We start from the raw sequence: 13,929 nt of genomic DNA, 5'->3' as shown, positions 1-13,929 counted from the left end.
TTCGCTCCGCCCTGTGTCATTTTTTTTACTGCCGAGGTACCTGCCATGAACGCCAAACCGCTGCTGCTGATTCCCGCCCTGAGCCTGGTGCTGCTGCTCTCCGCCTGCGCCGGCCCGATGCCCAAGGCCGATCCCAACGAAGCCTGGATCAGCCTCGAAGAAGAGGGCCCCAGCGACCTGATGGCCGAACGCGTCGACGGCAAGAACGTCGACGACGGCCGCTACTTCGAAGTCCAACCCGGCGCCCACCGCCTGGACGTGACCCTGTTCGAGGAGGTCGGCGGCGACTCCAACCAGGTCGATTGCCGCGGGCAGGTGAGCTACCCGAGCTTCAAGGCGGGGGAGCATTACAAGCTGGTGGAGTCGACCTTGGGGACTGAGGTGCGGGCGAGGTTGTATGACGGGGAGGGCAAGCAGGTGGCGAGGGTGCGGGATTTTGAGTGTATGCCGGGGTGATGTTGACGCGGCTGGGGATCTATCGCGGGGGAAGAAAGTGTCGGTCGCGCAACGACTGGGCGTGCCGGCGGACTTCGCTCAGAGCAGACTGAACGCCGACCAGGTGCCGACGTGTGACGTCATCCGCACCGCACATGCCCACGTCTATATAGATGCATAGCGTAGGAGCGCGACTAGAAAGCCTTTGGATTTGTATTGTATGGTAAGGCGTTAACGAAATACGGGTTGGTTGACTAATGGAAGGTCATGAGATCTTTCTACTTATCGATAAGTAAAGAGAGAAATTTATGCAGGAACACTACAATCCGGCCGACGTCGAGGCAAGCGCTCAGGCTGATTGGGCTGCCAGAAAGACATTTGAAGTTTTCGAGGATCCTTCGCGCCCCAAATATTATGCATGTTCCATGTTGCCGTACCCGTCGGGTAAGTTGCATATGGGGCATGTACGTAACTACACCATCAATGATGTACTGGCACGGCAGAAGCGCATGAAAGGCTTCAACGTTCTGATGCCAATGGGCTGGGACGCCTTCGGATTGCCCGCAGAGAACGCCGCATTGGCTTCTAATCAGTCACCTTCCGCCTGGACACGTCAAAACATACAAGACATGAAGGCGCAGTTGAGTCCCCTTGGGCTGAGTATTGACTGGAGCCGTGAAGTTGCAACATGTGATCCTGATTACTACAAGTGGAACCAATGGTTCTTTCTGAAAATGCTTGAAAAGGGTATTGCTTACAAACATACCCAGATTGTTAATTGGGACCCTCTCGATAAGACCGTGCTGGCGAATGAACAGGTTATTAATGGTCGGGGCTGGAGGTCTGGCGCGCTGGTCGAAAAGAAAGAAGTTCCTGGTTATTACTTTGCTATCACTCAATATGCTGAAGAATTGTTGAGGGATATCGATAGCCTGGATGGGTGGCCGGAAATGGTCAAGACCATGCAGCGCAACTGGATTGGTAAAAGTGAAGGGGTGAGTTTCGGGTTCCCTCACCAGATAAAAGACAAGAATGGAACACTTATCGAGGACGGATGGCTGTCGGTGTTCACCACTCGCGCCGAAACCGTGATGGGCGTGACGTTCTGCGCGATTCCCCCGGAACATCCGATCGCCCTGCGGGCGGTAGAGCTCAATGCTGAATTGGCTCAGGTGATCGAACAATTCAAAGGTGGCGGCACCAGCGAAGCACAATTGTCTGGCATTGATCAGGATGGCGTATTCACCGGCTTCACGGTGGAGCATCCAATCAGCGGCGTTTCTATCCCGGTTTGGGTGGTGAATTACCTGGTCGCGGGGTACGGCACGGGTGCGGTCATGGGGGTGGCGGCACACGATGAGCGTGATTTTTCGTTGGCCCGCAAAAAAGGCCTGCCGATCCGGCAGGTCATTCATATTGATGGGGTGGAGTACGACGACCGTTCATGGGATGCGTCATACGCCGCGAAGGATAAAGGCGTGCTGATCAATTCTGGCGAATTTGACGGCCTGGGACTCAAAGAGGCGAGCGAAGCTATTAGTGCCCGACTTGCCAGCCACGGTGGTGAGAAAAAAATAAATTGGCGACTCCGGGACTGGGGTATATCCCGCCAGCGTTACTGGGGCACGCCGATCCCGATGATTTATTGCGACAAGTGTGGCGATGTACCCGTGCCGCTCAAGGACCTGCCTGTCATTTTGCCTTTGGACTGCATACCAGACGGTTCCGGCAATCCTTTGCTCCAACAAGCGGATTTCCTGCATGTCGATTGTCCGACCTGCGGTAGCCCCGCCCGGCGCGAAACCGACACCATGGACACGTTTGTCGATTCCAGCTGGTATTTCATGCGCTACTGCGATCCGGGTAACCAGGACGCGATGGTCGCTGGGCCAGCGAAATACTGGATGCCGATGGATCACTATATCGGTGGCGTCGAACATGCCGTCCTGCATTTGCTGTACGCACGTTTCTGGACCAAGGCGATGCGCGACGAAGGCCTGATCGATCTCGATGAGCCCTTCAAGAACCTGTTCACTCAGGGCATGTTGCTGCGTGAGTGCTTCTACAGAGAAGCGCAGGACGGCGCCAAACGCTGGTTCTACCCGGCGGAAGTAGACGTCAGGCTCGGCGATGGTGGTCAGGCGGTGGATGCGGTTGCCAAGGAAGATGGTTTGCCCGTGATCATGGGCGGCATCGAAAAAATGTCCAAGTCTAAAAATAACGTTGTCGAGCCACGGGAAATCATCGAGAGATTCGGTGCCGACACAGCTCGCCTGTTTACTATTTTCGCAGGGCCACCCACTCAAAGCATTGTCTGGAGCGACAGCGGCGTGGAGGGCGCCTATCGCTATCTGCGACGGTTATGGAGTTTCGCCTTCAAGCACCAAGACACCCTCCTCACGGCAGCCGCGCAGCGAAGCACTCTGGACGAGCGTTCGGCACAACTTCAGTTCGAGATTCACAGCGTGCTGGAGAGCATCAACAGGGACTATGAAAAGCTGCACTACAACACGATCGTCTCCGGCGCGATGAAAATCCTCAACCTGCTTGAAAACGAGAAGGCCGCCTCAGGCAGCGTCATTCGAGAAGGGGTCGAGATCCTGTTGAAAGTCCTCTACCCGATCACGCCGCACATCGCGCATGTGCTCTGGACCGAGCTGGGGTTTGACAAGGACATTCTCGAATCGCAGTGGCCTGTGGCGTCGCCTGAGGTTCTGACTCGCTCAGAGTTGAAGCTGGTGGTGCAGGTCAACGGCAAGTTGCGCGGGGAAATTGTGGTATCTGCGACGGCTGACCGAGCGGAAATAGAGGCCTGTGCACTTGGGGATGAAGCGGTAGCGCGCTTTATAGAGGGCACTCCGAAAAAAATCGTGATTGTGCCGGGTCGTCTGGTCAATATCGTGCTGTAACCATCTGAAGTAGGGCCGCTCGCTCCTTGCTCCGTTACACCAGCGTCAGCCTTCAGGGAAGGCGCTGGTGGCTAACGTCTTCCAACCCCATCCTTCGCGGCGCCGCTTGAGCAGCGTCGGTCTCTTGGCCTCTCTGCGTCTGAAACAGCTTGCGTAGAGGCCTCAGCGCTTCAAAAAATTAGAAATCGTCGTGGATTGCTGACTTTTTAGATACTTAAACGAAATAACATAATGTCATTTGATTTCCTTTCGGACTTAAAAGTCAGGCGCGTGTCTGTGCTTCTATTCTTTTAATGCGGATAATTATTAATTAGGTGGCCGGTTTTTTACAGAGTTACACCTAATGTATAGGGTGATTAGATCATCGGATTTTGGTCGGTAGTCGTCGTACGCTGATTCGTCAAATTTAAAAAAACAAGTTGACTCGGTTGGTGTTTCTAGGACGGAGGCTTGTATGTTGACACTATTTTTTAGTTTGCCTAGATTCAACCCGTTCGTTATCCGCGGACGAAAAATAATCAACAGAGGAATGTGAACAATGTCTATTGAAAAAGCTTGCGTAGCATCTAACGAAACCTCGATCAAAGCGGCTGTAGATAACTCCCAGAAAATCAACGAGCAGTATGATGTTGCCGATTTTGTGGAAATTGAGCGTAACGAAGCTTGCCTGCAACATGGCGATGGCGGCGTTAACCACTAAGTTAGCCCTGTTTTCGTCATAAGTTGTCTCGGAGCAGGGCAAGTAAAATTGCCCTGTTTCATTGTTCAGGAGCAAGCAGGCATGGTTGCCAGTCTGTCGGTTAACCCCGATCTTAGAATTATTACGTTTGAACACTCTGCGCTGGCTTATCTGGTCGGTTCAAGCAAGAAAATTCAAATTTCCTTTTCTGTGGTTGAATACCTTCTTGGATTTTCCGCCCGTCCGGCCGCGTCTCAAACAGACTCGACGGGAGAGGACGGTTTACTCGGGAAACTGATCAGCAGCGGATTTGTAAAACTAAGCGCTGGCGCCTCACCATGCGACCGAAGGACCGCTGACCTGGAGCGCTACAACTGGAAGAGTGCTTCAGACTATTTGAACGTTACGCACAACTATCCGTTCTTTGAATACGACAAGGATGGTCGTAGCAAAGACAATAACCGGATGCAAGAATATCTGGCTGTTGAGCAAGAAATCGAGCGTTCCAAAGTTTACGTTGATGCCCCGGTCGCGGCGCAGGGGGTCAATCCGCAGTGCAGTGCGGCACTCATTAGTGATGGCGGCACGCAGGGCGACCTGGAGAATATCCTCAGCGCATTGAGCCTGAGCCTGGGCGTACAAAGGGAAGCGCAACTCAATACGGGCGGTCGGATATTAAAGAAGACAGTGCCCAGCGGCGGCGGGCGACATCCGGTTGAAGCCTATCTGGTGGACTTCGCCAACCAGACTGTCCATCACTTTAATGCTGTGACGTATAGCCTTGATACCGTCAAACGTGTCGAGTCCCCAGACCTGTACACCACGATATTTGGCGTTCGGGATTCGTATATAGATTTTGCTGTTAATTTTGCGGTGGTCTTTACCTGCATCTGGGAGCGCAATATGTTCCGCTATCGCGAGCCGAGAACCTTCAGGTCCGTGCATTTGGATGCCGGGCACGCCTCGATGCAAGTTGAAACGGCACTGCTGAAGATGAAGTATAGAAATCAGGCTCAATATAATCTTCAGGTTATAAACTTCGAACGTCTGTTGGGGCTCGATCCGCTTGTGGAAGGGGTGATGAGTGCCGTCATGATCGGGGAACAGTCGAATGCAGCATGAAATCCTGAAAAACGCTTATATATCCTTCGCGAATAATCGTGACAATACTTTAGAATTCAGCGAGCTCAGCAGTGGTAGAAGTTTCAATATCGCACCGTCTTTTTTTATTCGCCCCGACTATGCTGAGCGGATGGCTGCGATACGCAATGAACGTCCCCCGGCAACCCACACCCTAATTAATCCGGCCAGTACAACCCATTGGGCCGAGAGAGGTTGGGAAGCCTGTATTCCTTTTTACTTGTTGTCCAGGACCATCAAGTACGTTGATGATGACAAGGATCGAGCGAAGATTCTTGATAATAAATACTGTGAATATGAGATGGCTTCAACGTGCCCGACGCCAAAGGTTCCAGTCTTTATCGAAAACGCTCAACCTGCTTTTGCACTACGAAAAATTGCTTCGGCCAGTAATGACTGGATACCGGGCTTTCCGGAAAAAGCACTTAAACGCAGGAGCCATCGAGAATTCAAAAGGCTCCCTCTTGAGGTAGCTGAGTTTCAGGAAATACTGTCGCACTCGGCATCCCGATTGCTGGAAACTCTGGACGTGTGCCAACGACTGGATGGCAGCCGCTTAAGATACACCAAGAATTTCGGTGCGGCATTTTCCTCGTATATCGTGGTGTATGACATCGTTGGCCTGACGCCGGGTGTTTACTTTCTCAATTTGGAAGAACTGAGCTTCGGGCTGATAAAAGAGGGAGATTTCAGAGAGCCGATGTCTCGTATCATCTGGGGCATGGTGGCTCCCAAGACAGCCAACTATACCTTGGTGTTAACCGCCACACCCAGCTGTTATGCCTGGCGCTACCGGCACGATAAAGCCTTGAGAAACCTGTTTATCGAGGCCGGAAGAATCATGCACATGCACGTCAACGCCTGTAGCGAATTCAATGTGCAGGGCGTTACAACGCCTGCGACAAGGGATGATGAACTTCGAGCCCTTCTGCATATCGATTTGGCGAGCGACGAGATTCCCATGTACACGGCAACGATGGGGAAAGTGGGGAACAGAAATCTTGAAGAGTAACGACGCCCTCAGCGACATCTTTTTTGTCATCACCGGCGGCGTGGATGTTATCAAGGGTATCAGCATACTGATGTTGATCAGCGTCGCTTTTCCTCATCAATTCAGTGTGTTGAGCGTGAACATCGACGTGATGTCCGCGTTGATTCCGTTCGCATCGCCCTGGGTGATTGCCTTTCTACAGCTTTCAAAGGTGTCAAGGTACCGCGCCTACAGTAAGTGCGCGGCAGCGCTGATCGTCGTTGGGGCAGTGATTTCAATTCTGTACATAGTTGTTTCGCTTAACATGATTGAGGAAAGTCACCATAACACCGGCCTGTTGGTGTTTTTGTTACTTAGAATGGTGTCTGTCTGCGTTCTGGTGTTTGCTTCACTCAATCAAGCCTATTTGATGTTGTTGGGTTATGGTCGGACGGTGTTCTGGGTGCAGATGGCAGTGTGGTTGTGTAATGTCGCACTTTATTTGACACTCTGGCTGAGCGGTATAGAGTTTTCCTACGTCTTGGCGGGATTGGGGATGGTAGCGATCGACCTGGCGCTGTTTGTGGTGGTTGTATCGATACTCAAGGCGTCGGGGAGTATTCGCCTCAGATCAATAAAGCCCTCGTTTAAGTTCAGTTTGAAAATCAGCAAAATTGTCTTGCCTGAGCTGTCCACGGTGGCCAGCATTTCATTGTCAGGTTTGCTACTGAGCGTTGCCGCATTCAAGATATCCCAGGAAAGTTTTTCTGATTTTCGCATTCCCTTTGCGTTTCAAATGGCCTGCTGGATGATTTGTACGCGCGCCGCTGTATTGATCATCCGCCGCTATTCAGCGCAGGATTCTTCACTGTTTTATAGAGCGATTATTTATACATTCAAGGTCACCTGGTTTGTTCCGGTCGGGCTTGCATTGGTTGTCGCTATTCTGGCCAATCAACTGTCGCCAGGGCAATTCATTCATTCGCTCCTGGCAATGGCTTACTATCCCGCCATGGCCATTGTTATCTCGCTGAATGGGGTGTTTCGACTGACGACGATGAACAGCATTATCTCCAGCGCTAACAAGTGGCTGTTGGTTGTGTATTTTGTGCCTTTGAGTGTGTTGATCTATTTGGGGTATGTCGGGCCGGCGTCTATTATCCATTTTGTGGGCATCAGTTACATGGTCAGACTGTTGCTGATGTATCACTTGCACAGGAAAAGGATTTTTCTGAATGATAATAGATGCCTTGTATAAGTCAAAAAAGTCACTGTTCAGGTATAACACCGACACCGGACAGTTACTGTTTTCACAGAGTGAGCGTTTGTGGGACAGGCTGTCTGCTGAAGGATTCGATTGCACGGTACAGGATGCGAAGTGGGTGGCCGACGCGATTTATGAAAGTGAACGCTCCAGAACCCGCTATACAGGTGGTGGAAAAGCAGTCATCAATCAACGAATGCGAACCCAGGCTGTATTGTTCGGCAAGCCCCGCCCCCGATATGCACCATCCCTGATAGAGGCCAGAGGCCAAGCCGTTGAGGGCAGTGTGTTCGAGGCCATTAGGTTTGCTTTCAAAAACACGGCGCTCACGCCTTGGGCAATCAATGGTCTGGGACCAGGTGTTCGGCGTGTTTATCCTTCTAATGGCGCGGTGCACTCGTTGGAGTGTTGTTATACAGACCGACACGGCAATGGTTTTCTATACGACTCGTATTGTGATCGGTTCTTTGTAATACACGACGACGCGGAGCCCGGTGAACGTCCAGGCACGTTAGTGGTGCAATGCGATTTTGAACGACTGGCGGAGCGCTATCGAGACGTGCGAAGTCTCAGTGCACTTTACATTGAGTCGGGTCATGCGATAGCCGTATTGTTTCATGCGCTGCAGCTCAGAAACATAATCCCGCTATCGCTGACATTAACCGGTTTTAACCGAGGCGTGAGTGACTACTGCTCATCCATAGCGACCATTACGCTATAAGGTCTCCTTATGTACACGCTGATAAAGCTGGACGAAGCGACGCTTGGCTTTGTTGAGTTTGATATGCCGCTGTATTCGATTATTTACAGTTGCTGGCGAAATGAGCACGCGTTGAATGTGCAGGAGTTTGTACAGTTGACTCAACGGATGCGGGGCGTTTCTGACGATGCCTGGTTGCAACGTAAAACCTCGCGTAGTGGGCTGGGGCGTGAAGCGAATGGTTGGCGTTTGGATGAAGTGAAGCGTCGTTGCATGACACTCATAGAGAATTACTCAAGTCCCGAACTGGACATTGTTCAGGTGTCGTCAGACGACGAAGTGTTTCAGCTGCTACAGCAATCTCTAGTAGAAGAAGTTGATATTGGTCGGTATTCGTTATTGTTTTTGTTTTTGTCTAAACCGTCAGCCAACGCCGACAGGCGTATCGACTGGTTAAGCGCAGGGTTCGTGGCCCAGCAACTGAGTGTTATTGCCGCTGATGCGGGGCTTGGTAGTTTTTCTAGTCATGGTTACGAGCGCCCATGTACTCAAACGCATGGCGCGCTTGATATTGAATATATCGTGTGGATTGGATAGGGGGTAAAAATGAGTCTCGGTGCCGAAGATATAAAAATTTACGACGGAGCCATATCGACCGAATTAGGCGCTCAGTTGAGCTCACTGGCCAAAAAGCCGATCTGGCAATACGGTTGGCGTTCTAATGTTCAAAACGATAATTATTTTTTCTGGCACTCACATTTTGCCGGTGGTGATACCAGTAGCGAGACAGACAGTGCCGCTGTTTTATCCGACAGGCAGGGTTTGCAATCGGTCAGTTCACTATGGCTAGAGATCGAGGCGATGATTGGTTCGCCGCAAAAGTTGCTCAGGGCCTACGCCAATGGACATACCTACGGCACGGAAGGGTATTCGCATACGGACAGTAATCGAGAGGACAATCTGTCTTCAATCTACTTCGCCCACGACGACTGGCAACAAGACTGGGGCGCCGAGCTACTGTTTTACGGTGAGGGCAGGGAGATCATAAAGTCCGTGGCGCCTCTGCCAGGCCGTATCGTCATCTTTCCAGGGTGTATTCTCCACCGCGCGAGTTCCCCCAGCAGGATTTGCCCCACGTTGCGGGTCAGTTTTGTTTTCAAGTCAGCCCCCAAGTAACCTGGCGACTGTGACGTTGCGTTGGCGCGGGGCTGGCATCCATCAGCCCCAAGCCAACGCTGACTTCGTTTGAAGGCTCATGGGGTGTCGAAGATTGGGCCCGCCCTGCCAGCCAACCTATCCAAACCGCCCCGTAATATAGTCCCCGGTCTGCTTCATCTTCGGTTTGGCGGAGATCTCGTCCGTATCGCCATACTCAATCAACTCCCCATGAGCATGAGCGCGATGTTGTCCGATATGGCACCGCCGCCTGGCCGTGTGCCCACGCTGATGGACGACCTGCTCAACGGGTTGTCCAGCCCTGATCTGCAGCCACTGCTTGCCAGCTGTGTATTTCACTACGAACTCGAATTCATCCATCCATTGAAAGACTTTCTGATCGAAATGGGCCGCGACTTCTGTTTTGTCGCTTCGCGCTACCCGTTGCAGGTCGGCGGGCGCGATTTTGTGCTGGATCTACTGCTGTTTCATCGCGGGTTGAATTGCCTTATCGGAGCCCGAATTATTTTTCCGCTACCCCGTCACAAACCACCCACCTGGCCCGTCATGTCGGTGTATCCCTCAATTAACGGAGCCACCCCATGTCATCCAGCCACCCGACCCAAGCCGTCAACCTGCTGCAAACCATCCCCGAAATCTTCGAAAGCCTGGGCCAGGTCCACGGCCTGATCGACGCCCATGGCCTTGCGCGCAAGCTGCACCACCTGGTGGTATTGCGCGCCTCGCAGATCAACCAGTGCGGCTTCTGCGTGAAGATGCACACTCGCGAAGCCCGTGAAGACGGCGAAAGCAACGAGCGCCTGGACCGTCTGGTGGCCTGGCGCCATGTCAGCGATTTCAACGCCGCCGAACGCGCCGCCCTGGCCTGGACCGAAGCCCTCACCGTACTGCGCGAAGACACCGACTTCGGCCCGTTGCGCGCGGCCCTGCGCGAACATTTCAGCGACGCGCAGATCGCCGCCTTGACGGCCGATATCGGCATGATCAACCTGTGGAATCGCTTGCAGGTGTCGAGGCACTGAGGATGGATCGAATCGATGACACGACGGTGTTCGAAAGCCGTCGCAGCTTCCTGCTGGGCCTGGCCTACCGCCTCCTTGGCTCGCGCGCCGAGGCCGAGGACGTGGTGCAGGACCTGTTCATCAAATGGCTGGAGGCCGACAAGGCCTCCATCGCCACCCCGGCCGCCTGGCTGACCACCGTCTGCACCCGGCACTGCATCGACCTGCTGCGCTCGGCCCAGCGCTCGCGCCTGCAATACGTCGGCACCTGGCTGCCGGAACCGATCCACAGCCTGCATCACGATTCCCCGGAACACAGCCATGAACTGGCCTCGTCGCTGTCCACCGCCTTCCTGCTCCTGCTCGAACGCCTGACCCCCAAGGAACGCGCCGCCTACCTGCTGTACGACATCTTCGACCTGGACTACCCCCAAGTCGCACAAACCCTCGGCGTCCAGGAAGCCACCTGCCGCAAACTGGTGTCCCGCGCCAAAGCCAGCCTGGGCAACACCCAAGCGCGCTACCAGCCAGACCCCTCACGCCAGCAACAACTGCTGAGCGCCTTCCACAGCGCCATCACCAGCGGCTCGACCCAAAGCCTGGCCGCCATGCTCTCCGAAGACGTCGAGCTCTGCGCCGACGGCGGCGGCAAAGCCAGCGCCATTCGCGAGACGCTGTATGGGCTGGAAGCGGTGTTGGCGTTTGTGGGGGAGTCGTTGAGCCGGTACTGGCGGGCGTATCAGTGGCAGGAGGTGGAGATCAATGGTGGGCGTGGGGTGGTGTTAAGAGGAGAGGGGGAGGTGGTGGCGGTGGTGAGTTTTGGGTATGACGAGAGCGGGCGGGTGAATCGTGTCTTTATCATGCGCAATCCGGAGAAGTTGGTGAGGTTGAGGGAGTTTGGGGCTGATTTGCTGTGAAGAGTCCCTCCTAAAGGTTGAATACTGCATCGAGCGCCTCTCCCTGAGGCGCTTACCGGCGAAGGGGAATCACTGATGGAGCGCCGTCCGAACACGTATACAGGTTCATGGTGGTCCATCTGTCGTTTCCATACTCTGAACTCCGCATGTGAACAGTGTTGGCTCAAGTACTAAAGGTACGGAGTAGACACTCCTGCCTTTTTAGTGAGCCATAGCTGCATCACCTTTCAGAGCGCCATCACAGGGCTTTGTAGCTTCTCTTCGGCTTAAGATCCTTTGATCGTGTCCAGCTTTACGACAGTTATGGCTCAGGATAAGGTGCTGGCATAAGGACATGATTTTCTAGCCGTTGTCCAAGGAAGGTTCCCCACGGGATAGAGCGTACTTATCGCTTTCCCACAGTTCCTTCGTTTTTTCCGTGAAAAATTGCCAAGCAAAGTGCTGTCATCGATTGCCAACGAGTATGGCGATGGGTGCTCCAGTGAGTTGAGCTGGGCACCCTGAACGTCAAGATATTGCTAATCGAAGGCTTGAAACATGGATTTTTCGACATTGGTGCATTTGTGGAGCGCTGCGCGCTTTGAACAGCTTATCGCTCCAACGATGGTCGTTGGGTTTGTCATCGTTTTATGTACTTGGTACTTAGTTCGTTATTTCTATCGGTCATTTCGCTTGAGTGGCAGGCTAAAGAAACTGACCGCACATTTGCTAAAAGCGCATTCTCTCGCCGCTCCTCAGCGTCGCACTGAGTTGGAGAACCTGTTTAAAGGTACCAACCTTGAGCACTCCTGGCGGGAATACGCTGAAACATTGCATGACCAGTTCGAGCTTTCGGGAGGTGAGCAAGCACTCGTCCGCTCGCGTGCTACCGCCGGCGCAGCACACTTTTTTTCACCTCAAAGCGTCATTGATACCCCACTCGGAACAGAGTTTTATAAACATCTGCCAGGCATTTTGACGGGCATTGGTATTGTCGGGACTTTTTTTGGTCTGATGCTAGGACTGCAGCATTTTGACCCCAGTACACCTGAGCTGGTCAACAGTAGCGTCGACAAGCTTTTAAAGGACGTATTGTTTGCTTTCATAGGCTCTTTCATTTCGATCATGGCTTCTATCGTTGTGACGATCACTGAAAAGTGGCGCCTCGGCCGTTGTTACAAGCACCTTGAGACATTCAACGAAACCATCGATGGTCTGTTCGACAGTGGCGTTGGCGAGGAGTACCTAGCAGAGCTTGTACGTTCGAGTGCAGAAAGCTCGGTGCAGACGCGTCAGCTTAAGGACAGTCTGGTTACTGACTTGCGTGAAATGCTGCAGAACCTGGTTGATACCCAAGTTCGGGAAAGTCTCAAATTAGCCGATACCTTGTCGGCCACCTACCGTGACTCTGGTCAGCTGTTGGCCGATCAGGTGAGCGGTGCAATTGAAAACAGTCTCAAATCCCCCCTTGAAGCCATCGCGGGCGCGGTTCAGGCCGCTAGTGGCGAACAGTCAGGGCAAGTGCAGAATCTTCTTCAGGATGTTCTGGTTGCCTTCATGAACAAGTTGGAAGGTACGTTTGGTCAGCAATTCAACGGGTTGCACGAGTTGATGGGGCAGTCTGTCGCTGCAATGCAATCTATGCAGCAAGGCTTTTCCACGCTTATTCAAGATATGCGTTCGGCGAGCGAGTCCTCTACCCAAAACAGCTCAACCATGATTGCAAAGTTGCTCTCTGATATGCAGGCCGGACAAAGCGCTATGCAGGCGGGGATGAACGAGATGCTTGTCAATCTCCAGACTTCGATTGCCCGTATCGGAAATGAAGGCGAGGACGCAGGGGCTCGAATGGCACAACAGTTAGAAAAACTGTTCGCTGAAAGTGAGGCTCGTCAACAGGCGATGGCTGAGAACCTTCAGGCCTTTGTTGAGTCGATCAAGCAGAACATTGGCCAAGGGCAACAGGAAACCATGGCGAAAATTGCCGGCTCCGTTGAGGTGCTGGGTGAGCAACTTTCGGCGGTGTTCAAGCAACTGGAACATGGTCAGCAGCAGATGGATCAGTCGACCCGTGCTGCACAGGCTGATCTGCATCAAGGTACTCGCGATTTGGTGGGTGGATTAGATGAACAAGTAAAGGCATTGCTGCAAACAGTTACAGAGCAACAAAAATCTGCGCAGGACACCGTTAAAGCATTGAGTGCTCAAACAGAACAGCACTTACAGAGCATGCAGCAAGGTGCTGACAAGATGCGGATGGCGGCAGAGCGGTTCGAAACGGCTGGACAGAGCGTTGCTCGCGCCAGTGAGTCGACCGCAGGTTTGATGGGGACGGTCCAGGGTGCAGGAACTGAACTCGCTCAAGCATCCCGTGAGTTAAACACTGTGGTTGCAGACTACCGGAACAATCGTGAAGCACTGGCGAAAACCTTGGCAGTGATCGAAGGCGTTGTTGCAAGCGCACAAGGGGAAGCTAGTGGCCGTAGCCAATATCTTCAGGACCTGAAGGTTCAAAGTGAGCGGATGCAGGCACTTAATCGTGAAGTGTATGAGTACCTGGAAAATATCAGTGGTGTGCTGGGTAACGGCTTCAAAGAGTTTGGTGAAGGCATGGATCGGACCTTGAGACAAACACTCGGTAGTCTGGATGCCGAGCTTGATAAAGCGGTCAAAAGCTTGGCCGGCGGGGTAGAGGGGGTCAAGGAAAGTCTCGAAGATTTCGGCGACATCATGGAACGCATCAGGCAGTAACGGAGGCT

General features: G+C 53.0%; 12 protein-coding genes and 1 pseudogene. All 13 read left to right on the top strand.

Annotated elements, in window-relative coordinates; translation table 11 throughout:
- Positions 1-45: 45 nt before the first annotated feature.
- The 13 genes and pseudogenes from PMI20_RS18125 to zorA1 all read left to right on the top strand — a co-directional run bounded on the left by PMI20_RS18125 (position 46) and on the right by zorA1 (position 13,921).
- The gene (locus PMI20_RS18125; RefSeq protein ID WP_007920766.1) at positions 46-456 is read left to right on the top strand and encodes a PA0061/PA0062 family lipoprotein; all 411 of its coding nucleotides are present in this window, start codon (positions 46-48) and stop codon (positions 454-456) included.
- Between the two features lie 287 nt (positions 457-743).
- Positions 744-3,344 (top strand): leucine--tRNA ligase, encoded by a 2,601-nt coding sequence (leuS, locus tag PMI20_RS18120; RefSeq protein ID WP_007920764.1) that lies wholly within the window; start codon positions 744-746, stop codon positions 3,342-3,344.
- Between the two features lie 538 nt (positions 3,345-3,882).
- Positions 3,883-4,044, top strand: coding sequence for a hypothetical protein (locus PMI20_RS18115; RefSeq protein ID WP_007920763.1), 162 nt, complete (start codon positions 3,883-3,885; stop codon positions 4,042-4,044).
- An 81-nt stretch (positions 4,045-4,125) separates the two neighbouring features.
- Complete coding sequence (locus PMI20_RS18110) at positions 4,126-5,145, top strand: nitroreductase family protein (protein WP_007920756.1); 1,020 nt, start codon at positions 4,126-4,128, stop codon at positions 5,143-5,145.
- Complete coding sequence (locus PMI20_RS18105) at positions 5,135-6,175, top strand: SagB/ThcOx family dehydrogenase (protein WP_007920754.1); 1,041 nt, start codon at positions 5,135-5,137, stop codon at positions 6,173-6,175. Before PMI20_RS18110 ends, PMI20_RS18105 begins: the two co-directional genes overlap by 11 nt.
- Positions 6,165-7,391, top strand: a complete 1,227-nt coding sequence (locus PMI20_RS18100) for a hypothetical protein (RefSeq protein WP_007920752.1) — start codon at positions 6,165-6,167, stop codon at positions 7,389-7,391. Before PMI20_RS18105 ends, PMI20_RS18100 begins: the two co-directional genes overlap by 11 nt.
- Complete coding sequence (locus PMI20_RS18095; protein WP_007920750.1) at positions 7,369-8,118, top strand: nitroreductase family protein; 750 nt, start codon at positions 7,369-7,371, stop codon at positions 8,116-8,118. The genes PMI20_RS18100 and PMI20_RS18095 overlap by 23 nt, the downstream gene beginning before the upstream one ends.
- 9 nt (positions 8,119-8,127) lie before the next feature.
- Positions 8,128-8,694, top strand: coding sequence for a hypothetical protein (locus PMI20_RS18090; RefSeq protein WP_007920749.1), 567 nt, complete (start codon positions 8,128-8,130; stop codon positions 8,692-8,694).
- A 9-nt stretch (positions 8,695-8,703) separates the two neighbouring features.
- Entirely contained in the window at positions 8,704-9,273 is a 570-nt protein-coding gene (locus PMI20_RS18085) for a 2OG-Fe(II) oxygenase (RefSeq protein WP_007920747.1), read from the top strand.
- A gap of 354 nt (positions 9,274-9,627) precedes the next feature.
- A pseudogene (locus PMI20_RS30840) lies at positions 9,628-9,777 on the top strand (PDDEXK nuclease domain-containing protein); the annotation flags it as partial.
- 77 nt (positions 9,778-9,854) lie between these two features.
- The gene (locus PMI20_RS18070) at positions 9,855-10,295 is read left to right on the top strand and encodes a carboxymuconolactone decarboxylase family protein (protein ID WP_007920746.1); all 441 of its coding nucleotides are present in this window, start codon (positions 9,855-9,857) and stop codon (positions 10,293-10,295) included.
- 2 nt (positions 10,296-10,297) lie between these two features.
- Positions 10,298-11,191: an RNA polymerase sigma factor SigJ gene (gene sigJ / locus PMI20_RS18065; RefSeq protein WP_007920745.1), complete on the top strand. Its 894-nt coding sequence runs from the start codon at positions 10,298-10,300 to the stop codon at positions 11,189-11,191.
- A gap of 537 nt (positions 11,192-11,728) precedes the next feature.
- Positions 11,729-13,921: a type I Zorya anti-phage system protein ZorA1 gene (gene zorA1 / locus PMI20_RS18060; protein ID WP_007920744.1), complete on the top strand. Its 2,193-nt coding sequence runs from the start codon at positions 11,729-11,731 to the stop codon at positions 13,919-13,921.
- The last annotated feature ends 8 nt before the right edge of the window (positions 13,922-13,929 follow it).

This window comes from Pseudomonas sp. GM17 (assembly GCF_000282175.2).
Taxonomy (GTDB): Bacteria; Pseudomonadota; Gammaproteobacteria; order Pseudomonadales; family Pseudomonadaceae; genus Aquipseudomonas; species Aquipseudomonas chlororaphis.
The sequence above is the reverse complement of the archived record's forward strand: the minus strand, read 5'-3'. Positions and strand labels throughout refer to the sequence as shown.